18 protein-coding genes are annotated in these 21,537 nt (G+C 70.1%); all 18 read left to right on the top strand.

Going from position 1 to position 21,537, the window contains the following annotated elements; genetic code table 11:
* The first annotated feature begins 57 nt into the window (after nucleotides 1-57).
* The gene (gene rsmH / locus ACFZA2_RS00510) at nucleotides 58-1,011 is read left to right on the top strand and encodes a 16S rRNA (cytosine(1402)-N(4))-methyltransferase RsmH (RefSeq protein ID WP_391399228.1); all 954 of its coding nucleotides are present in this window, start codon (nucleotides 58-60) and stop codon (nucleotides 1,009-1,011) included.
* Nucleotides 1,008-1,622 carry a hypothetical protein gene (locus ACFZA2_RS00505; RefSeq protein ID WP_391399225.1) on the top strand — a complete coding sequence of 205 codons (615 nt, stop codon included), beginning with the start codon at nucleotides 1,008-1,010 and terminating at the stop codon, nucleotides 1,620-1,622. Before rsmH ends, ACFZA2_RS00505 begins: the two co-directional genes overlap by 4 nt.
* A gap of 5 nt (nucleotides 1,623-1,627) precedes the next feature.
* The gene (locus ACFZA2_RS00500; RefSeq protein ID WP_391399222.1) at nucleotides 1,628-3,430 is read left to right on the top strand and encodes a peptidoglycan D,D-transpeptidase FtsI family protein; all 1,803 of its coding nucleotides are present in this window, start codon (nucleotides 1,628-1,630) and stop codon (nucleotides 3,428-3,430) included.
* Between the two features lie 64 nt (nucleotides 3,431-3,494).
* A complete protein-coding gene (gene murF, locus ACFZA2_RS00495) occupies nucleotides 3,495-4,907 on the top strand; it encodes a UDP-N-acetylmuramoyl-tripeptide--D-alanyl-D-alanine ligase (RefSeq protein ID WP_391399219.1) in 1,413 nt (470 codons plus the stop codon).
* On the top strand, nucleotides 4,904-6,010 hold the full coding sequence (gene mraY, locus ACFZA2_RS00490) for a phospho-N-acetylmuramoyl-pentapeptide-transferase (RefSeq protein WP_315992983.1): 1,107 nt from the start codon (nucleotides 4,904-4,906) through the stop codon (nucleotides 6,008-6,010). The genes murF and mraY overlap by 4 nt, the downstream gene beginning before the upstream one ends.
* The gene (gene murD / locus ACFZA2_RS00485; protein ID WP_391399216.1) at nucleotides 6,007-7,527 is read left to right on the top strand and encodes a UDP-N-acetylmuramoyl-L-alanine--D-glutamate ligase; all 1,521 of its coding nucleotides are present in this window, start codon (nucleotides 6,007-6,009) and stop codon (nucleotides 7,525-7,527) included. Before mraY ends, murD begins: the two co-directional genes overlap by 4 nt.
* 11 nt (nucleotides 7,528-7,538) lie before the next feature.
* A complete protein-coding gene (gene ftsW, locus ACFZA2_RS00480; RefSeq protein ID WP_391399213.1) occupies nucleotides 7,539-8,795 on the top strand; it encodes a putative lipid II flippase FtsW in 1,257 nt (418 codons plus the stop codon).
* 96 nt (nucleotides 8,796-8,891) lie between these two features.
* Nucleotides 8,892-9,965 carry a glycosyltransferase gene (locus ACFZA2_RS00475; RefSeq protein WP_391399210.1) on the top strand — a complete coding sequence of 358 codons (1,074 nt, stop codon included), beginning with the start codon at nucleotides 8,892-8,894 and terminating at the stop codon, nucleotides 9,963-9,965.
* Between the two features lie 157 nt (nucleotides 9,966-10,122).
* Nucleotides 10,123-11,535, top strand: a complete 1,413-nt coding sequence (murC, locus tag ACFZA2_RS00470) for a UDP-N-acetylmuramate--L-alanine ligase (RefSeq protein WP_391399208.1) — start codon at nucleotides 10,123-10,125, stop codon at nucleotides 11,533-11,535.
* Between the two features lie 2 nt (nucleotides 11,536-11,537).
* On the top strand, nucleotides 11,538-12,572 hold the full coding sequence (locus ACFZA2_RS00465; RefSeq protein WP_391399205.1) for an FtsQ-type POTRA domain-containing protein: 1,035 nt from the start codon (nucleotides 11,538-11,540) through the stop codon (nucleotides 12,570-12,572).
* 151 nt (nucleotides 12,573-12,723) lie between these two features.
* On the top strand, nucleotides 12,724-13,911 hold the full coding sequence (gene ftsZ / locus ACFZA2_RS00460) for a cell division protein FtsZ (RefSeq protein ID WP_391399202.1): 1,188 nt from the start codon (nucleotides 12,724-12,726) through the stop codon (nucleotides 13,909-13,911).
* Between the two features lie 67 nt (nucleotides 13,912-13,978).
* Nucleotides 13,979-14,662 (top strand): YggS family pyridoxal phosphate-dependent enzyme, encoded by a 684-nt coding sequence (locus tag ACFZA2_RS00455; protein ID WP_315992978.1) that lies wholly within the window; start codon nucleotides 13,979-13,981, stop codon nucleotides 14,660-14,662.
* Between the two features lie 31 nt (nucleotides 14,663-14,693).
* Complete coding sequence (locus tag ACFZA2_RS00450; RefSeq protein ID WP_363392409.1) at nucleotides 14,694-15,167, top strand: cell division protein SepF; 474 nt, start codon at nucleotides 14,694-14,696, stop codon at nucleotides 15,165-15,167.
* A 6-nt stretch (nucleotides 15,168-15,173) separates the two neighbouring features.
* Entirely contained in the window at nucleotides 15,174-15,476 is a 303-nt protein-coding gene (locus ACFZA2_RS00445; RefSeq protein ID WP_391399197.1) for a YggT family protein, read from the top strand.
* A gap of 133 nt (nucleotides 15,477-15,609) precedes the next feature.
* Nucleotides 15,610-16,230 (top strand): DivIVA domain-containing protein, encoded by a 621-nt coding sequence (locus ACFZA2_RS00440; protein WP_391399194.1) that lies wholly within the window; start codon nucleotides 15,610-15,612, stop codon nucleotides 16,228-16,230.
* Nucleotides 16,231-16,243: 13 nt separating this feature from the next.
* Nucleotides 16,244-16,828: a signal peptidase II gene (lspA, locus tag ACFZA2_RS00435; RefSeq protein WP_391399191.1), complete on the top strand. Its 585-nt coding sequence runs from the start codon at nucleotides 16,244-16,246 to the stop codon at nucleotides 16,826-16,828.
* 1 nt (nucleotide 16,829) lies between these two features.
* Complete coding sequence (locus ACFZA2_RS00430) at nucleotides 16,830-17,753, top strand: RluA family pseudouridine synthase (RefSeq protein ID WP_391399188.1); 924 nt, start codon at nucleotides 16,830-16,832, stop codon at nucleotides 17,751-17,753.
* Nucleotides 17,754-18,036: 283 nt separating this feature from the next.
* Complete coding sequence (dnaE, locus tag ACFZA2_RS00425) at nucleotides 18,037-21,501, top strand: DNA polymerase III subunit alpha (protein WP_391401457.1); 3,465 nt, start codon at nucleotides 18,037-18,039, stop codon at nucleotides 21,499-21,501.
* The last annotated feature ends 36 nt before the right edge of the window (nucleotides 21,502-21,537 follow it).

Here is a 21,537-nt window from a genome sequence, read left to right as displayed (position 1 = left end):
CCCGGTGCCAGGTCGATGCGGGTGGGGATCAGAGCCGAAGGATCGGCCCCGATCATCATGAACATCCGCGACATCCACACCCCCGTCCTCCTCGAGCGCTGCGCTGAGCTGCTCGGTCCCGCCCTGCAGAAGCCCGGCTCCGTCTTCGTCGACGGAACGCTCGGCATGGGCGGGCACTCCGAGGCGTTCCTCGACCGCTTCCCGAACGCACGCCTGATCGGCCTCGACCGCGACACCGACGCCCTGCGCATCGCGGGGGAGCGGCTCGCGCGCTTCGGCGACCGCGTCACCCTCGTGCACACGGTGTACGACGGGATCGCCGAGGCCGTGGCCGCCTCCGGCGTCGAAAAGGTCGACGGCATCCTGTTCGACCTCGGGGTGTCGTCGCTGCAGCTCGACGTGGCCGATCGCGGCTTCGCCTACGCGCAGGACGCACCGCTCGACATGCGCATGGACCAGACCCAGGGCGTCACCGCGGCCGACGTGCTCGCCAGCTACGGCGAGGGCGATCTGCGCCGCATCTTCGAGCGCTACGGCGAGGAGAAGCTCGCCGGACGCTACGCACGGGCGATCATCGCGGCGCGCGCCGTCGCCCCGCTCGAGCGCTCCGGCCAGCTCGTCGACGTGCTGCAGGCGGCGACCCCCGCGGCCGTCCTGCGCGAGCGTCACCCCGCGAAGCGCGTCTTCCAGGCGCTGCGCATCGAGGTCAACGCCGAACTCGCCGTGCTCGAGCGCACGATCCCGGCCGCCCTGAGCGTGCTGGGGGTCGGCGGGCGCATCGTCGTGCTGTCGTACCAGTCGCTCGAGGACCGGCTCGTCAAGCGCGTCTTCGCCGACGCCTCGACCTCGACCGCCCCGCGTGGCCTGCCCGTGGAGCTGCCCGAGCATGCCCCGAAGTTCCGCCTGCTCGTCCGCGGCGCCGAGCTCGCCGGCGACGCCGAGCGCGAAGCCAACCCCCGTGCCACCCCCGTGCGCCTGCGCGCGGCCGAGAGGATCCAGGAGGACGCATGAGCGCATCCCCGGCCATCGACCCCCGGGCCGCCTATCCGGACTTTCCGACGCCCGTCCGTGAGAGGCGACTCGCCGTCGTCCCCGCGACGGCCCGTCGGCGCGCGCCCCGCCGCCTGTTCGGCGTCATCGCGGTGACCGGCGCCCTGGTGATCGTGCTCGTGCAGATGGGACTCGGCATCCTTACCACGCAGAGTTCGTTCGAGATCGCCGCCCTCACGCAGCAGCAGCGCGACCTGACGTACCAGAAGCAGATCCTGAACGACGAGAGCGCAGGCCTCAGCTCGCCCCAGTACCTCGCGGCCAACGCGGCGGCGCTCGGCATGGTCATCGACGAATCGCCCACCTACTTGCGGCTGAGCGATGGTGCCGTCATCGGCTCGGGCAAGCCGGCCGACTCGACCTCCTCGGTGGATGCCATGGGTCGCGGCTCCGTGCGCAACGCCCTGATCGCCGGGGTGCCGCTGGTCACCGACCCCTCGGCGGCGACGACCGAGACCGGCTCCGCGGCGACGCCCGCGACCTCCTCCTCCTCGGGCGCCATGACCACGACGACCGAATCGACGACACCCCCGTCGATCAGCGACGGTCTGCCGACTCCCGCGACACGATGAAGGCCATGACGACCACCACCTCCCGGTCCCCGCGGCGTCGGACCGTCGTCGCCCTCTCGATCGTGCTGATCGTGCTCGTCGCCTTCGTCGTGCGCCTCGTCGACATCCAGGTCGTCAACGCCCGGACGCACGTGAGCGACTCCCTCGCGATGGGGCTGGAGAACTCGCGCGTCGAGTACGCCTCCCGCGGGTCGATCGTCGACGAGAACGGCGTCGTGCTCGCCTCCGCGGTCAACCGCTACGACGTGCAGGTCGACCCGATGCTCGCCGCGAAGGGCATCACCACCGTCGACGCCGGAAGCGACGACGACTCGGGGACCACCACCGGCTGGCCCGAGCTCGCCGCGCAGATCGCGGCCGTCACCGGACAGGATGCCGCCGAGGTCGAGAAGATCGTCACGGACGCCGTGGCCGAGAACCCCGACTCCCGCTACGCGATGATCGCCAAGAACGTCTCGACCGAGCAGTACCGCGCCCTCGCGGATCTCAAGCTGCCGTTCCTGAGCTTCCCCCCGCAGTCGGGGCGCGTCTACCCGGACGGTGCCGTGGGCGGGAACCTCCTGGGCTTCGTCGGCAGTGACGGACAACCGCTCGCCGGTCTCGAGAACGCCGACAACGCCTGCCTCGCCTCCACCAACGGCAAGGTCGTCTTCCAGCAGAGCCGCGACGGCGTCGTGCTGCCCGGCACCGAGGTCGTCACCCAGCCCGCCGTGGACGGCGGCACCCTGAAGCTCACGATCGACCGCGACCTGCAGTGGTACCTCGGCCAGCTCATCGCGGAGCAGGTGCAGAACACCGGGTCGCTGCGCGGGACGATCACCGTCGTCGAAGCGAAGACGGGCAAGATCCGCGCCCTCGCCGAGTACCCCTCGGTCGACCCCAACGACCCCACCGCGACCCCCGCGGACGACCGGGGGAGCCGTGCGTTCTCGAGCCCGTTCGAGCCGGGGTCGACGTTCAAGGCGCTCACCACGGCGATCGGCCTGGACAGCGGCTCGTACACCCCGGAGACCACCGTCACCGCCTCCTCGCGCGAGGTGCTGGGCGGCGACGCCCGCGTGTCCGACGCCTTCTCGCACGGCGCGAACACCTACACGCCGACGGGGGTGCTGATCGACTCCTCGAACGTCGGCATCTCGAAGTTCGCGGAGATGATCCCGAAGCAGACGCGCTACGACTACCTGCAGAAGTTCGGCATGGGCTCGCTCAGCGCGATCGACTTCCCCGGCGAGTCGGCCGGCATCCTGCACCCGGTCGGGGACTGGGACACGCAGACCTTCTACAACACCGCCTTCGGTCAGGGGCTGTCGGTGACCGTTCCGCAGCTCGTCGGGGCGTACCAGACCATCGCGAACGGCGGCGTGAAGATCCCGCTCTCGCTGGTGGAGGGCTGCACCGCGGCCGACGGCACCGTCACCGACACCCCCTCCACCGAGGGGACGCAGGTCATCTCCACCGCGACGGCGAAGCAGGTCGGGCTCATGCTGGAGAACGTCGCCACCCAGGGAGAGCTGGCGAGCAAGATCGCCATCCCGGGGTATCGCCTCGCGATCAAGACCGGAACCGGCGAGAAGGTCGACGAGAACACCGGCGCCTACAAGCCCGACGCGTACTTCACCACGATGATCGGTTTCGCCCCCGCCGACGACCCGCAGTACGTGGTCGCGGTCAACCTCGACGAACCGCGGACGGTAAAATCGTCCGCGGCCACCGCCCCCGCGTTCCAGAAGGCGATGACGCAGGTTCTCAAGACCTACCGCGTCATCCCGTCGGGAACCACGACCCCCGAACTGCCCAAGTTCGGCTGAGACACCGCCGACGCCGGTCTCGTCTCGGTAACGAATGCGACACGGAAAGGGCGTCCGCACAGCAATGATCTCCACCAGCCTCTCCCACCTCGCCGGCGTGCTCGGCGGGCGTCTCGTGCTCCGCCGCGACGACACCCCCGACACGACCGTCTCGGGCCCGGTCGACACCGATTCGCGCCTCATCGAGCCCGGCGGGGTCTTCGTCGCGAAGCCCGGGGAGACGACCGACGGGCACCTCTTCGTCGGTACGGCGATCGAGAGGGGCGCCGCTCTGGCGATCGTGGAACGCGAGCTCGCCGACGAGGTGAGCCAGGTCGTCGTCGACGACGTCATCGAGGCCCTCGCCGCCCTCGCGCGCGACAACGTCGCCCGGGTCCGTGCCGCCGGCGCTCTGAGGATCGTGGGCATCACCGGGTCGAACGGCAAGACGACGACCAAGAACATGCTCGCGCGCATCCTCGAGGACGAGGGCCCCACCGTCGCACCGCGCGCGTCGTTCAACAACGAGGTCGGCGCTCCGCTGACGATGCTGCGCGTCGAGGACGACACCCATTTCCTCGTCAGCGAGTTCGGCGCGAGCGCCCCCGGCGCGATCGCGCGGCTCGCGGGCCTGGTGACCCCCGACATCGGTGTCGTCCTCATGGTCGGCATGGCCCACGCGGGCGGATTCGGTGGCATCGAGTCGACGTTCCACGCCAAGAGCGAGCTCGTGACGGCCACCCGGGAGGGCGGGCTCGCCGTGCTCAACGCCGACGACCCGCGCGTCGCGGCGATGGAGCCGATCGCGCGCGAGCGCGGGCAGGACGTCCGGTGGTTCGGCCGTGGCGAGCGGGCCGTCGTGCGCGCCCTCGACGTCGAGGTCACGGCCTCCGGCACCCGGGCCGATCTCGTGGTCGACGGACAGGCGCACACCCTCACCCTGCGGGTGCTCGGCGCGCACCACGTCATGAACGCCCTCGCCGCGATCGCCGCCGCCACCGCCCTCGGCGTCTCGGCGGCCGACGCGATCGCGCGCGTGGAGACGCTCGAGATCGCGGAGCGCTGGCGCATGCAGCCGATGGGCTCCGACCGGGTGCGCATCATCAACGACGCCTACAACGCCAGCCCCGACTCGATGTCCGCGGCGCTGCGCACCCTCGCGCAGATCACCGGCCCCGACGAACGCACCGTCGCCGTCCTCGGCGCGATGAGCGAGCTGGGGGAGTACGCCGACGAGGAGCACGACCGGGTCGGTCTGCTCGCGGTGCGCCTGCGCATCCAGCGGATCGTCGTCATCGGTCCCGAGGCGCGCCGCATGTACCTCGAGGCGATCGCGCAGGGGTCGTGGGACGGCGAGGCCGTCTTCTTCACCGACGCCGACGCCGCGTACGACTACCTCTCGACCGAGCTGCGCGACGGCGACCGCGTCCTGGTGAAGTCGTCCAACTCGGCGGGGCTGCGCCACCTCGGCGATCGACTCGGGGAGCTGTTCGCGTGAGATCACTTCTGACGTCGGCGGCGATCTCGCTCGCCTTCACCCTCTTCCTCACCCCGGTGTTCCTGCGGTGGTTCCGCAAGTGGGGCTGGGGGCAGGTCATCCGCACGCCGGAGAACGTGCACAACCCCTCGCACGGGGCCAAACGCGGCACGCCCACCATGGGTGGCACGATCTTCATCTCCGGCACGATCGTGGGCTACTTCATCGGCTCCTACGCCGGCAACAACCCGCCCACCGTCTCCGGGCTCCTCGTGCTGTGGCTCATGCTCGGTTTCGGCGTCGTGGGCTTCATCGACGACTACATGAAGGTGCGCCACCAGAACAGCCTCGGCCTGTCGGGGTGGCGCAAGATCCTCGGCCAGGTGCTGGTCGTGGTGCCCTTCGCGATCGTCGCGCTGAACTTCCCGAACACGTTCGGTCAGACGGCCGCGTCCGAGTACATCTCCGTTTTCCGCGACATCCAGGTGCTCTCGCTGTTCGCGCTGGGCCCGGTCCTCGGCTGGCTGCTGTACCTCGCGTGGATCTCGCTCATCGGCACCGCGGCATCCAACTCGGTCAACGTCGCCGATGGACTCGACGGTCTCGCGGCGGGCTCGGGCATCTTCGTCGTCGGCGCGTACAGCCTCATGGCCTTCTGGCAGAACAAGCAGATGTGCGCCGACGTGCTCGATCCGACCGTGCAGGCCGGATGCTACGCCGTGCGCGACCCGTTCGACCTCGCGATCGTGTCGGCCTCCTTCGTGGGGGCGCTCGTCGGATTCCTGTGGTGGAACGCCCCGAAGGCCAAGGTCTTCATGGGCGACTGCGGCTCGATGGCCATCGGCGGCGTCATCGCGGCGCTGGCGATCTTCACCCGCACCGAGCTGCTGCTCGTGCTCATCGCGGGCGTCTACGTGATCGCGTCGGGCTCGGTGATCCTCCAGCGGGCCTACTTCAAGATCACCAAGGGCAAGAGGCTCTTCCTCATGAGCCCCTTGCACCATCACCTCGAGATGCGGGGGTGGCCCGAGGTCACCATCGTCGTGCGCATGTGGATCATCGCCGGCCTCCTCGCCGTCTCGGGCATCGGATTCTTCTACGTCGAATGGCTCGCACGCGTATGACCGACCTCTCCTCCCTCACCAGCTGGCACGCCGACTGGAAGGGCCTGCGCGTTGCCGTGCTCGGCCTGTCGGTAACGGGGTTCTCGGTCGCCGACACCCTCTCCGAGTTGGGCGCCGAGGTGCTCGTGGTGACCGAACGGGCGGATGCCGAGTACGGCCGCCTCCTGCCGGTCCTGGGCGTGCGCCTGCACGAGGGGCCGCTCGACGCGGTCCCGGCCGAGCTGAGCGCCTTCGCGCCCGAGGTGGTCATCGCCTCCCCGGGCTTCCCGCCGCACCACCCCCTGATCCGTTGGACGCAGGAACAGGGCATCGCCCTGTGGGGCGACGTGGAGCTGGCGTGGCGCGTGCGCGACAAGGTCGTCCGCGCCGACGGGCGACCGGCCGACTGGGTGCTCATCACCGGCACGAACGGCAAGACCACCACCACGCGGCTGACCGCCGAGATGCTGGTCACGGCGGGTCTGCGCGCCGCTCCCGTGGGCAACATCGGCACCCCGGTGCTCGATGCCGTGCGCGACCCCGGCGGCTTCGACGCGCTCGTGGTCGAGCTCTCCAGTCACCAGCTCTGGTACCTCAACCTCCAGACCGGCCCCGATGCGCTCTCGCCCCACGCGGCGGTGTGCCTCAATCTCGCCGACGACCATCTCGAATGGCACGGCGGCGCCGACGCGTACCGCGACGCCAAGGCCGGCGTCTACGCGCGCACCCGGGTGGCCTGCGTGTACAACAAGGCCGACCTCGCCACCCGCGGCATGGTCGAAGACGCCGAAGTGGTCGAGGGCGCCCGTGCGATCGGCTTCGATCTCGGCGTGCCGGGACCGAGCGATCTCGGGGTCGTCGACGGCATCCTGGTGGACCGGGCGTTCCTCGAGGAGCGCGCGACCTCGGCCCTCGAGCTCACGACCGTCACCGACCTGGCGGCTCAGGGACTCGCGGCGCCGCACATGGTCGCCAACATCCTCGCGGCATCCGCCCTGGCCCGATCCCTCGGCGTCACTCCGGCGCACATCTTCGACACCCTGGAACGCTTCCGTCTCGACCCGCATCGCATCCAGGTCGTCGGCGCGCACGCCGGCGTGACGTGGGTCGACGACTCCAAGGCGACCAACCCGCACGCGGCGGCCTCGTCGCTGGCCGCCTATCCCGGCGCCGTGTGGGTCGTCGGCGGGCTCCTCAAGGGCGTGGACCTGTCCGATCTCGTGCGCGCGCGCGGAGCATCCGTGCGCGCCGTGATCGTGATCGGCACCGAGCGCGGCGACATCGTCGCGGCGTTCGCGCGACACGCCCCCGCGGTGCCGCTGTTCGAGGTCGACCACGCCGAGACTGAAGACGTCATGGCGCAGGTCGTCGAACTGGCGGCGGGTGTGGCCCGGGACGGAGACACGGTTCTCCTGGCTCCCGCGGCGGCATCCTTCGACCAATTCGCGTCCTACTCCGACCGCGGCGACCGGTTCGCCGACGCGGTGCGGGCGTGGATCGCCGGCCACGACGACGGAGCATCTCGACCGACCGACTGAGGGGACCACGCGTGACCACGACGGCACCCCCTCCACGGCAGACGCCGGACGAGCAGCCCGAGCGCAGCGGTCTCATCGCGCGCGTCTCCCTCGGACGCGCGTTCCGCCCGGTCGCGAGCGAGTTCCTGTTGATCGCCTCCGCGGCCCTGCTGCTGACGGGGTTCGGTCTGGTGATGGTCCTGTCGGCCACCTCCGCCCTCGACGGCGGGCAGAGCCCCTTCGACCACGTCATCAAGCAGGGCGTGTTCGCGGTCGTCGGCATCCCGCTGATGTTCGTGCTGAGCCGGGCGCGCATGAGCTTCTGGAAGAAGATCGCGTGGCCCGCGCTGATCCTGGCGACCATGTTCCAGCTGCTCGTCTACGTCCCGGGCCTCGGCATCGCCTCGTACGGCAACCGCAACTGGGTGCAGATCGCCGGCTTCCAGTTCCAGCCCGCCGAGTTCCTCAAGCTGACCCTCGCGCTGTGGATGGGCGCGGTGCTGTACCGCAAGCGTCGTCTGCTGACCTCGTGGAAGCACGTCTTCATCCCCGTGGTCCCCGTCTCGGTGCTCGTGATCGGAACCGTGCTGGGCGGCAAGGACCTCGGCACGGTGATGATCCTCGTGCTCGTGGTGCTGGGGGCGCTGTTCTTCGCCGGTATCAAGCTGCGCATGTTCATCGTCCCGGCGGTGCTGGCCATCGCGGTGGTGCTGCTGTCGGCCGTCGGTAGCGAGAACCGCATGGCCCGCATCATGAGCCTGTTCAACCCCGACGACGCCTCCTGCTACTACACCTCGTGCTATCAGTCGCTGCACGGGATCTGGGGGCTCGCCAGCGGGGGTCTTCTGGGACTCGGTCTGGGCAACTCGAAGGAGAAGTACGACTGGCTCCCGGCGGCCGCCAACGACTACATCTTCGCCATCATCGGCGAAGAGCTGGGTCTCGTCGGCTGCATCGTGGTGCTCGTGCTGTTCGCGGTCTTCGCCGTCGGCGCCTTCCGCATCATCCGACGGACCGACGACAGCTTCGTGCGCATCGTCGCCGGCGCGATCACCCTCTGGATCGTCGGTCAGGCGCTGGTGAACATCGGCGTGGTGCTGCGCATCTTCCCGGTGCTGGGCGTCCCGCTGCCGTTCATGTCGCAGGGTGGCACGTCTCTGCTGTCGGTGCTCATCGCGTGCGGTGTGCTGCTGTCGTGCGCGCGCACGCTCCCCGACCACCGCGAGGTCGCGGAGTCCCGTTCGAACCGCCGCGCCGCCCCCGCGCGACGTTCCGGTCGCCGCGGCTGAGGGGCACACGACGACACGTCGAGGATCCGGCCCCGTCGGTACCCGGCCCGAGGGGTCGCGGCGAAGCGGTGCCCCCGACCTGGCTAGGGTCGTACGGTGACGACTTACCTCCTCGCCGGCGGCGGTACCGCCGGGCACGTGAACCCCCTCCTCGCGGTCGCCGACGGTCTGCGCGCGCGCGACGCCGCCTCGGACGTGCTCGTGCTCGGAACCCGCGAGGGCCTCGAGTCGCGCCTGGTCCCGTTGCGCGGGTACGAGCTGCTTACCATCGCGAAGGTCCCCTTCCCACGGCGGCCCGACCGCGCTGCCGCGGTCTTCCCCGCCCGCTTCCTTCGCGCGGTCGCCGACGTGCGCCGCATGATCCGCCAGCGCGGCGTCGACGCGGTCGTCGGCTTCGGCGGCTACGCGGCCGCGCCCGCGTACATCGCCGCGCGCCGCGAGCGGGTGCCCTTCGTCGTGCACGAAGCCAACGCCAAGCCGGGACTCGCCAACGTCCTGGGCGCCCGTGCGGCGGCGGGAGTGGGCGTCGCCTTCGCCGGCACGCCGCTCCGCGGGGCGCGCGAGGTCGGGATGCCGCTGCGTCGCGAGGTCGTCGAGCTCGACGCTCCCGCCCTCCGCGCGGAGGCGGCCGCCCACTTCGGCCTCGACGCCGACCGCCCGACGCTGCTGGTCTTCGGCGGCTCCCTCGGCGCGCTGCGGCTGAACACCGCGTTCGAGGGCGCGTGGCGCGATGTGCTCGACGCCGGGTGGCAGCTGCTCCACGTCACCGGACAGAACTCCGACCTTGCCGACCCGGGTGCCGAGGGCTACGCCGTGGTCCGGTACGTCGACCGCATGGATCTCGCGTTCGCCCTCGCCGATCTCGTCGTGTCGCGCTCGGGTGCGGCGACCGTGAGCGAGATCAACGCGCTCGGCATCCCCGCCGTCTACGTGCCCTACGCGGTCGGCAACGGCGAGCAGAGCCTCAACGCCGCCGCGTCCGTGCGCGCCGGGGCGGCGCTGCTCATCCCCGACGCGGAATTCACCCCCGACCGGGTGCGCGCCGAGGTCGTGCCGCTGCTCGCCGACGACGCGCGGCGCACCGCCATGCGCGACGCGGCCGCGCGCACCGGTATCCGCACGGGAACCGAGAACGTCATCGCCATGATCGACGAGGCCCTGGCCCGCTGAGCCCGGCGTCTCGCGCCGGGCGCGACGGGAACGAGGGATGCCGCTCGTCCGAGGCATTCCTCCCCGCGGCAACGGCGCCCCGGCCGTGCGGAAGCGGGGTCCGCGCCAGCGCGGCGAGGCCGTTGCGCAGGGAGGGCGACGTAAACTCGCAAGCGCCATGATCAGACCCGACCTGAGCCTCCCCATCCCCGAGACGATCACCTCCGCGCACTTCATCGGCGTGGGGGGATCGGGCATGTCCGGCCTCGCCCGCATGTTCCTCGACCGCGGCATCCGGGTCTCCGGCTCCGACCGGGCCGACAGCGCCGCCCTGCGCGACCTCGCCGCCCGCGGCGCCACCGTCCACGTCGGTCACGACGCCGCGCACCTCGGCGACGCCGACACGGTCGTGCACACCGGGGCGATCTGGCCGGAGAACCCCGAGTTCGTCACCGCGAAGCAGCGCGGCCTGCACGTCATCCACCGCTCCCAGGCGCTGCACTGGCTGATCGGGGGGCGCCGTCTCGTCTCGGTCGCCGGGGCCCACGGCAAGACCACCTCGACCGGCATGATCGTGACCGCCCTGCGCGCCCTCGAGCTCGACCCGACGTTCGTCAACGGCGGCGTGATCGCCGATCTCGGCGCCTCGAGCGGCACCGGCTCCGACGACCTCGTCGTGATCGAGGCCGACGAGTCCGACGGGACGTTCGAGCTCTACGACACCTCCGTCGCCCTCATCACCAACGTCGATCCCGACCACCTCGACCACTACGGTTCGCGCGACGCCTTCGACGCCGCATTCGCCCGTTTCGCGGATGCCGCGAGCGAGGCGGTGGTGATCTCGGCCGACGACCCCGGAGCGCGCGCCGTCCGCGAGCGCATCACGCACGCGAACGTCGTCACCTTCGGCGAGGACGAGAGCGCCGACGTACGGCTCAGCGGCATCCGGACGGACGGTCCCGTCGCCTTCACGCTGGCCGCCGGCGACGAGAGCGTTGAGGTGCGCCTGCGCGTCCCCGGCGCCCACAACGCCGTGAACGCCGCGGGCGCCGTGGCCGTGCTGCGCGTGCTGGGTCACCCCCTCGCCGACGCGGCGCGCGCGGTCGAAGCCTTCGGTGGCACGGTCCGCCGCTTCGAGCTCCACGGCGTCGAGCGCGGCGTCAGCGTCTACGACGATTACGCCCACCACCCGACCGAGGTGGCGGCCGCGCTGTCGGCCGCGCGCACGGTCGTGGGGGAGGGACGCCTGATCGCGATCCAGCAGCCGCACACGTACTCGCGCACGCAGGAGATGTTCCGCGAGTTTGCCGAGGTGCTGGAGTCGCACGCCGACCACACGGTCATGCTCGACGTGTACGGCGCGCGCGAGGACCCCGTACCCGGGGTGACCGGGGAGCTCGTCAGCGGAGCGTTCGCCGACCCCGCGCACGTGCACTACGTGCCCGACTGGCAGGCCGCCGCCGACTACACCGCCGAGATCGCCCGGCCCGGCGACTACGTCATCACTCTCGGCTGCGGCAACGTCTACCAGATCATCCCGCAGGTGCTCGACGCCCTGTCGCGCACGACCACGACGGCACCGGCGGTCTGAGCGTGCGTCGGCCCTCGCCCCTGCCTCCGCCCCCGGAGTCCGAGCGCGCCGCGGCCACGGCCCGGAACCACGACGGGGCCCCGCGGGAACCGGTCGAGGGGGATCGCGACGACCGCCGTGCGCCGTCGACCGTCGTCGGGGAACGCGCGCCGGAGTCCCGGCATCCCGATCCCGCGACCGAGACCGCTCCGGTACTGCCGCTCGTGCGCCCCGCCGACATCCCGGATGCGGGCCGCACGTCCGCGCGCGAGGAAGCGGCGACGGATGCCGAGGGCACGAGCCTGCGCGACGTGTGGCGGGCCTCGCGGGCCCGGCGTCGCGCCCTGGCGGCCGAGGTCAAACGCTTCACCGTCCGGCAGCGTCGTCGTCGCCGCGTCTGGATCGGCGTGGGCGCGGCCTTCCTCGTGATGGTGCTCGGCACCGCCGGGGCGGCCTACAGCCCGCTGTTCGCCGTCGAACGCATCGACGTCGTCGGAACCTCGCAGCTCGACGCCGCCACGGTCGCCGAGGCTCTGAACGCCCAGGTCGGAACGCCGCTGGCGATGGTCGACGACAGTGCGGTGAAGGCCGCCCTCGTGCGCTTCCCGCTCGTGGAGTCGTACACGCTCGAAGCGCGACCGCCGCACGACCTCGTCGTCAACGTCGTCGAGCGGACGCCGATCGGCGCCCTGCAGACCCCGGCCGGCTTCACCGTGGTGGATGCCGCGGGCGTGGCGCTGTCGACCACCCCCGACGCGCCGGGGGGTCAGCCCCTGCTCGAGATCAGCGGCGGCACCGGGTCGGCGGCGTTCCACGCGGCCGGCCGCGTCATGCGCGCGCTCCCGGACGCCGTGCGCGCACAGGTCACCGGCGTCTCGGCATCCACCCCCGATGACGTCACGCTCACGCTCGGCGCGACGGGGTCGCGCGTGGTGTGGGGGAGCGCCGACCGGTCTGCCGAGAAGGCGATCGTGCTCGATCGTCTGATGACGCAGAGTCCGCCCGACCGTGCCAAGGAGTACGACGTCACCTCGCCCGAGGCCGGCGTCGTCCGCTGATATTCGACGCGATAACGGAACACGCCGCGTGTCGGCCCGACGGTGCCCCCGGCGCGACCTACCTTCGAGCTAAGGAATTGCATACCGGGCAATTCTTTAACCCTCAACATGAGGTTTAGAGTTTCGGGTTCGGGGACAAACGGAGGCCGGCATGAGCCACAACCAGAACTACCTCGCCGTGATCAAGGTCGTCGGTGTGGGCGGGGGCGGCGTCAACGCCGTCAACCGCATGATCGAGCTCGGCCTGCGCGGCGTGGAGTTCATCGCGATCAACACCGACGCACAGGCGCTGCTCATGAGCGACGCCGACGTCAAGCTCGACGTCGGCCGCGAGCTGACGCGCGGTCTGGGCGCGGGAGCGGATCCCGAGGTCGGCCGTCGCGCCGCCGAGGATCACGCCGAAGAGATCGAAGAGGCCCTGCGCGGCGCCGACATGGTCTTCGTCACGGCGGGCGAGGGTGGCGGAACGGGTACCGGCGGTGCCCCGGTCGTCGCCAAGATCGCGAAGTCGATCGGCGCCCTGACCATCGGTGTCGTCACGAAGCCCTTCTCCTTCGAGGGTCGCCGTCGCCAGAGCCAGGCCGAGGGCGGTGTTCAGCGCCTGAAGGAAGAGGTCGACACCCTCATCGTCGTCCCCAACGACCGTCTCCTCGAGATCAGCGACCGCGGCATCTCGATGATCGAGGCCTTCGCCACGGCCGACCAGGTGCTCCTCGCCGGTGTGCAGGGCATCACCGACCTCATCACGACCCCGGGTCTCATCAACCTCGACTTCGCCGACGTCAAGTCGGTGATGCAGGGGGCCGGCTCCGCGCTCATGGGCATCGGCTCGTCGAGGGGAGCCGACAGGGCGATCAAGGCCGCCGAGCTCGCGGTGGAATCGCCGCTGCTGGAGGCATCTATCGAAGGCGCCCACGGCGTGCTGTTGTCGATCCAGGGCGGATCGAACCTCGGCATCTTCGAGATCAACGACGCCGCGCAACTGGTGAAGGAGGCCGCGCACCCCGAGGCCAACATCATCTTCGGTACAGTCATCGACGACACCCTCGGCGACGAGGTGCGCGTCACGGTGATCGCGGCCGGCTTCGACGGGGGAGAGCCCTCCCTGCGCATCGACGCCGTCGGCGCGCAGCGACCGGCCTCGGCGCCCGTCGTCCCGGTGATCCCCGCCGACGACGTCGCCCGCGACCTCGACGCCGCCGAAGAGCAGAAGGCCGCCACGGAGCGCGCTCCCGAGCGTCGCCCGGAGCCCGCGCCGGTGACCGCGCGCGTGCCCGAGACCTCCTACGACAACGGCTACGCCGACGACGACCTCGACGTGCCCGACTTCCTGAAGTAAGAGACAGTCCCCGAACGCGAGCGGGTCCGGTCCCCACCGGGCCCGCTCGCGTCGTCGAAGGAGCACCATGGACACCGCCCTCGCCGACCGGCTCGCCGCCGTCGATGCGCGCATCCACGACGCAGCCCGGGCCGCGAACCGCGATCCCGCCGGCATCACCCGCATCGTGGTGACGAAGTTCCACCCGGCATCCCTCGTCGTCGACCTGTACGACCTGGGGGTGCGCGATGTGGGCGAGAACCGGCAGCAGGAGCTCACCGCGAAGCGCGCGGAGCTGTCCGGCATCCCCGATCTGACCTGGCACTTCATCGGGCAGGCGCAGACGAACAAGGCCCGCGCCGTCCGGGCGGCGGCGGATGCCGTGCACTCGGTCGATCGCGACCGCATCGCCGACGCGCTCGATGCGGCCGGCGGCGACGCGCCGCTCGACGTGCTGTTGCAGGTGAACCTCACCGACGACACCGGCCGGGGAGGGGTCGCCCCCGCCGGGGTGGAGGCGCTGGCGACGCACGTGGCCGGTCTGCCGAGCCTGCGTCTGCGCGGGGTCATGGCGGTCGCTCCGCTCGACGAGGAGCCCGCGCGCGCTTTCGAGCGGCTCCGTCGGTCGGCCGACGCGGTCCGTACCGTCGTCTCGGATGCCGCGTGGATCTCGGCAGGGATGACGGGCGATTTCCCGGAAGCGATCGCGATGGGCGCGACACACCTGCGGATCGGCTCGGCAATCACGGGCCCGAGGCCCGTGCGCGACTAGCCTCGGACCAGACGATCGAACGGAGGATGCGATGTCGAACCCGCTGAAGAAGACGATGGTGTACCTGGGCCTCGCCGATGAGGAAGAGACCTACGAGGAGACGGCGCCGCAGCCCATCGCGCGCAAGCAGACGGCACCCGCCGCCGCTCCCGTCGAGAAGGCCGCGCCGGTGACCCCGCTGCACCGCCCCGCCGTGGTGCGTCAGCCCTCGGCCGGTCCCGTCAGCGAAATCCTGACGGTGCACCCCAAGCAGTACCGCGACGCCCAGACGATCGCGGAGAACTTCCGCGAGGGCATCCCGGTCATCATCAACCTGTCGCAGATGAGCGACGCCGACGCGCGTCGCCTGATCGACTTCGCGAGCGGACTCTCGCTCGGGCTGTACGGTCGCATCGAGCGGGTGACGAGCAAGGTCTTCCTGCTCTCGCCCGAGAACATCGCCGTCTCCGGCGACGGTGCGATCGCGCAGGCCGACCCCGAGGCTGCGCCGTTCGCGTCCCAGTAAGCGATCGTGGCCGTCCTGAGCCTGGTCGGCTCCATCCTCAGCGCGCTGCTGTTCATCTACATCGTGCTGCTGCTCGCGCGCCTCGTGCTCGAGTACATCCCGATGTTCAACCGGGAGTGGCGTCCGCGCGGTGCCACCCTCGTGTTGGCTGAGATCGTCTACACCGTGACGGATCCGCCCATCAAGCTGGTCCGCCGCATCATCCCACCCCTGCGCATCGGGGGGATCGCGATCGATTTCGGATTCGCGATCGTCATGTTCGTCTGCTTCATGCTGCTGAGCGTGACGCGGTCCCTCGCGGCCGTGTGACCTCCCGCCGCCGTCCTCTCGACAGTGCCCTTCGACACTGACGGAGGGCGGCGGCTATGCTGTTCCGAAGCGGTACGCCCCGGTGCGACACCCCCAACAGTTCCGAATCAGAGCTCTCGAAAGAGGAAACACCATGGCACTGACCCCCGATGACGTCGTCACCAAGCAGTTCCAGCACGTGCGCTTCAAGGAGGGCTTCGACCCCGACGAGGTCGACGACTTCCTCGACGAGATCGTCGTCGAGTGGCGCAAGACCATCGCCGAGAACGAGGAGCTGAAGGCCAAGCTCGCCGCGTTCGAGTCCGGCGAGGCCGCTCCGGCCACGGTCGCCGCTCCCGTCGCCGAGGAGCCCAAGGCCGAGGAGCCCGCTCCGGTCGAGACCCCCGCTCCGGCCCCCGCCGCCCCGGTGACCTCCGATGCCGAGCCGGCCGCGCAGAGCGCCGGCATCATCGAGCTCGCGCAGCGTCTGCACGACGAGCACGTCGCCGAGGGCAAGGCCCAGCGCGACCAGCTCATCGGCGAGGCGCAGGCGCAGGCGGCATCCATCGTCGCCGAGGCCGAGCAGAAGGGCCGCGAGGAGCGCGCTCGTCTCGAGAAGGAGCGCGTGACGCTCGAGGGCCGTATCACCGAGCTCCGCAACTTCGAGCGCGACTACCGCTCGCAGCTGCGTTCGTACATCGAGGGTCAGCTCCGCGACCTCGACACCAGCGCGTCGTCGTCGGGCTCCACGCCCGTGTCGGCGATCGGCCTGTAAGTCGACAGACTCTTTGCGCAGTCGACCTCCTCTGCGACCGGCGGCGGCCGGCATCGTCATCGCGATCCTCGCGGTGGTGGTGCTGGCCGCCGACCAGTTGGCGAAGACCGTCGCCATCGACAACCTCCCTCCGGAGCGCGTCGTCCCGGTGCTCGGTGACGCCCTGCAGTTCTATCTCGTCCGAAACCCCGGCGCCGCGTTCTCGCTCGGCGAAGGGGTCACCTGGCTGTTCACGATCGCTCTCGCGGTCGTCGCGGCTGTCATCGTCTTCCTCGCCCTCCGCCGCGTGCGCTCGCGCCTGTGGGCCGTCGTCCTCGGCCTACTGCTCGGCGGGGTGCTGGGCAATCTCACCGACCGCCTGCTCCGCGAGCCGGGCTTCCCGGTCGGACACGTCGTCGACTTCATCTCGACGCCCTGGATGATGCCGGCGATCTACAACGTCGCCGATGTCTTCATCGTGTCGATGATGATCTCCGTCGCGATCCTCGTGCTGTTCGGGCTCCGCCTCGACGGCACGCGTGAGACGCGCGCGTCGCGCGCCGCCGACGCGGCGGCCGCCGGGGACGTCGACGCCCCGTCCGGCCCCGGCGCGCGCTGACATGGAGTCTCGCAGCCTCCCCGTCCCCGACGGGCTCGACGGAACGCGCATCGACCAGGCTCTCGCCAAGATGCTGGGATTCTCCCGCACCTTCGCCGCCGAGGTCGCCGACGCCGGGGGCGTGAGCGTCGACGGCCGGACGGCCGGACGCTCCGACCGCCTCCGCGCCGGCTCGTGGCTGAGTGTGGAGTGGGAGCCCAGGCGCGATCCCGAGATCGTGCCGGTCGCCGTCCCCGACCTCGGCATCGTGCACGACGACGACGACATCGTCGTGGTCGACAAACCGGCCGGCGTGGCGGCCCACCCCTCCCTCGGATGGGAAGGGCCCACCGTGCTCGGGGCCCTCGCCGCGGCGGGCTTCCGCATCGCCACGAGCGGCCCGCCCGAGCGGCGGGGGGTCGTCCACCGTCTCGATGCCGGCACGAGCGGTCTCATGGTCGTGGCCAAGACCGAGCGCGCCTACACGCTGCTGAAGAGCGCGTTCAAGGAGCGCGAGGTCGACAAGATCTACCACGCCGTCGTCCAGGGGCATCCCGATCCTCTGGCCGGAACCATCGACGCGCCCATCGGTCGTCACCCGCACCACTCGTGGAAATTCGCCGTGACCCCCGACGGCAAGGACTCGGTCACGCACTACGAGACGCTCGAGGCCTTCCCGCGCGCCTCGCTCCTCGAGATCCATCTCGAGACCGGACGCACGCACCAGATCCGCGTGCACATGGCCGCCCACCGGCACCCGTGCGCCGGCGACCCGCTGTACGGCGCCGACCCGACGCTCTCGGCCCGCCTGGGGCTCACACGTCAGTGGCTGCACGCACACCGACTGGCCTTCACGCATCCCGGAACGGGGGAGTGGGTCGAGTTCGAGTCGCCCTACCCGGACGACCTGGCACGGGCCCTCGAGATCCTCGGCGACGGCATCTGACCCGGCGCGACGGCACGCGGCGGTAACCTCCCGCACGCGGAACCGGCGTCGTTCGCGAGATTCGTGCCGCCTCCCGGCCGACGCGGGGCGCGCCCGCGCGTAGACACGTCCGGTCGCCCTGCTCGGCCGCCCGCGCTCGCACGCGGCCGGCGACGCGCCCGGGAGGGCTCCGTCGACTGGGCGTCCGCCCCGAACATCCCGGGCCGATGTCGGAGGCCGAACGTAGACTCGACGCGTGGCAGCTGACTCCTTCGCTCACCTTCACGTGCACAGCGAGTACTCGATGCTCGACGGCGCAGCGCGCATCGGCCCGATGGTCCAAGAAGCCGTCAAGCAGGGCATGCCGGCCATCGCGGTCACCGATCACGGCAACACGTTCGCGGCCTACGAGTTCTACAAGACCGCGAAAGACGCCGGCATCAAGCCGATCATCGGCATCGAGGCGTACGTCACGCCCGGAACCCACCGTTCCGACAAGTCCCGTGTGCGGTGGGGCACCCCCGAGCAGCAGAGCGACGACGTCTCCGGTTCGGGCGCGTACACGCACATGACCCTCCTGTCCGAGACCACCGAGGGCATGCACAACCTGTTCCGGCTGTCGTCGCGGGCGAGCATGGAGGGGTATTACTTCAAGCCCCGCATGGACCGCGAGCTGCTGCAGACCTACAGCAAGGGCCTCATCGCCACGACCGGCTGCCCATCGGGCGAGGTGCAGACGCGCCTCCGGCTCGGTCAGTACGACGCGGCGAAGGCCGCCGCGGCGGAATTCCAAGACATCTTCGGCAAAGACAACTACTTCGCCGAGATCATGGACCACGGTCTCTCGATCGAGCGCCGTGTCATGTCCGATCTGCTCAAGATCTCCAAGGAGCTCGACATCCCGCTCGTCGGGACGAACGACCTCCACTACACGCACCAGCACGATGCGACGAGCCACGCCGCCCTGCTCTGCGTGCAGTCGGGATCGACGCTCGACGACCCCAAACGCTTCAAGTTCGACGGCGACGGCTACTACGTCAAGTCCGCCGCCGAGATGCGCCAGGTCTTCCGCGACAACCCCGAGGCGTGCGACAACACGCTCCTCATCGCCGAACGGTGCGAGGTCGAGTTCGACACCTCCGCCAACTACATGCCGCGTTTCCCGGTGCCCGCGGGGGAGACCGAGGGCAGCTGGATGATCAAGGAGGTCGAGAACGGCCTCCACGATCGCTACCCCGGTGGCATCCCGGATGCCGTGCGCAAGCAGGCCGAGTACGAGACGGACGTCATCCTTCAGATGGGGTTCCCGGGCTACTTCCTCGTGGTCGCCGACTTCATCAACTGGGCCAAGAACAACGGCATCCGCGTCGGACCGGGCCGCGGTTCGGGGGCCGGCTCGATGGTGGCCTACGCGATGAAGATCACCGACCTCGACCCGCTCCAGCACGGTCTCATCTTCGAGCGCTTCCTGAATCCCGACCGCGTCTCGATGCCCGACTTCGACGTCGACTTCGACGACCGTCGCCGCGGCGAGGTCATCCAGTACGTCACCGAGAAGTACGGCGACGAGCGCGTCGCGCAGATCGTGACCTACGGGACGATCAAGGCGAAGCAGGCCCTGAAAGACGCCGGGCGCGTGCTCGGATTCCCGTTCAGCATGGGCGACAAGCTGACCAAGGCCATGCCGCCGGCCGTCATGGGCAAGGACATGCCGCTCGACGGCATGTTCAACCCCGAGCACCCGCGCTACAAAGAGGCGAGCGAGTTCCGCACGCTCATCGAGACGGATCCCGAGGCCAAGACGGTGTTCGACACCGCGCTCGGACTCGAGAACCTGAAGCGCCAGTGGGGCGTGCACGCGGCCGGTGTGATCATGTCGAGCGAGCCGCTCATCGACATCATCCCGATCATGCGCCGCGAGCAGGACGGCCAGATCGTCACGCAGTTCGATTACCCGGCGTGCGAGTCGCTCGGCCTCATCAAGATGGACTTCCTGGGGCTTCGCAACCTCACGATCATCAACGACGCCCTCGACAACATCGAAGCCAACCGCGGGCATCCCCTCGTGCTCGAAGACCTCGATCTCGACGATGCGGCATCCTACGAACTGCTCGCACGCGGCGACACGCTGGGCGTGTTCCAGCTCGACGGCGGGCCCATGCGTTCGCTGCTGCGTCTGATGCGGCCCGACAACTTCGAGGACATCTCGGCCGTGCTGGCCCTGTACCGCCCGGGTCCGATGGGCGTGAACTCGCACATCAACTACGCGCTGCGCAAGAACAAGCAGCAGGAGATCGAGCCGATCCACCCCGAGCTCGAAGAGCCCCTCGCCGACATCCTCGACACCACCTACGGTCTGATCGTCTATCAGGAGCAGGTGATGGCCGTCGCCCAGCGCGTCGCCGGGTACACGCTCGGTCAGGCCGACCTGCTGCGCCGCGCGATGGGCAAGAAGAAGAAGAGCGAGCTCGACAAGCAGAAAGAGATCTTCTTCGGCGGCATGACCGAGCGCGGGTTCGGCGAGGTCGCGCAGCAGACGCTGTGGAAGGTGCTCGAATCGTTCGCCGACTACGCCTTCAACAAGGCGCACACCGCGGCGTACGGTCTCGTGTCGTACTGGACGGCCTACCTCAAGGCGCACTATCCCGCCGAGTACATGGCCGCCCTGTTGACGAGCGTCGGCGACTCGAAAGACAAGATGGCGGTGTACCTCAACGAGTGCCGCCGCATGGGCATCAAGGTCCTGCCGCCCGATGTCAACGAGTCGATCCGCTTCTTCGCCGCCGTCGGGGAGGACATCCGCTTCGGTCTCGGCGCGGTGCGCAACGTGGGCACCAACGTGGTCGACGGCATCGTCGCCGCCCGTCAGGATGCCAAGTACACGTCGTTCCACGACTTCCTGTCGAAGGTCCCGATGCACGTCGCCAACAAGCGCACCGTGGAGTCGCTCATCAAAGCGGGCGCGTTCGACTCCCTCGGCTCCACGCGCCGCGCTCTGGTCGAGGTGCACGAGGACGCCTGCGAGGGCGCCGTGCTCGACAAGCGCCGGGAGGCCAACGGCGAGGTCGGCTTCGACTTCGACTCGCTGTGGGACGAACCCCAGCAGGTCGTCAAGGTGCCCGAGAGGCCCGAGTGGACGAAGAAGGACAAGCTCGCCTTCGAGCGCGAGATGCTCGGTCTGTACGTCTCCGACCACCCGCTCGCCGGCCTCGAGGTGCCCCTCGCGAAGCACGCCTCGACATCGATCCACGATCTCCTCGCGTCCGAAGACGTGCAGGACGGCGATCAGGTCACGGTGGCGGGTCTTCTCACCAGCGTCCAGCACCGCGTCGCGAAGCAGAGCGGAAACCCTTACGGCATGGTCACCGTCGAGGACTTCAACGGCGAGGTGACGGTGATGTTCATGGGCAAGACGTACGCCGAGTTCGCCCCCGTGCTCCAAGCCGACTCGATCCTGGTCGTGCGCGGGCGCGTCTCTCGACGCGACGACGGCCTGAACCTGCATGCCCAGAGCGCCTTCACCCCCGATCTCGAGGGGCTCGACGAGTCGGGCGGGCTCACGCTGGTCGTACCCGAACAGCGCGCCAACGAGGCGCTGGTGGGTGAGTTGGCGCAGATGCTCCGACGCCACTCCGGCTCGACCGAGGTGCTCCTGAAGCTGCACAAGGGGGGCACGGCGAAAGTGTTCGAAGTGCCGATGCCGGTTCGCGTGACCGCCGACCTGTTCGGCGAGCTCAAGGGTCTCCTGGGGCCCAATTGCCTCGGCTGACGTCCCGACGACCGGTCGAGATGCCGGAGCGTCGCA

Origin of the sequence: Microbacterium sp. NPDC007973, from assembly GCF_042958465.1 — a bacterium.
Classification (GTDB): Bacteria; Actinomycetota; Actinomycetes; order Actinomycetales; family Microbacteriaceae; genus Microbacterium; species Microbacterium galbum.
The sequence above is the reverse complement of the archived record's forward strand: the minus strand, read 5'-3'. Positions and strand labels throughout refer to the sequence as shown.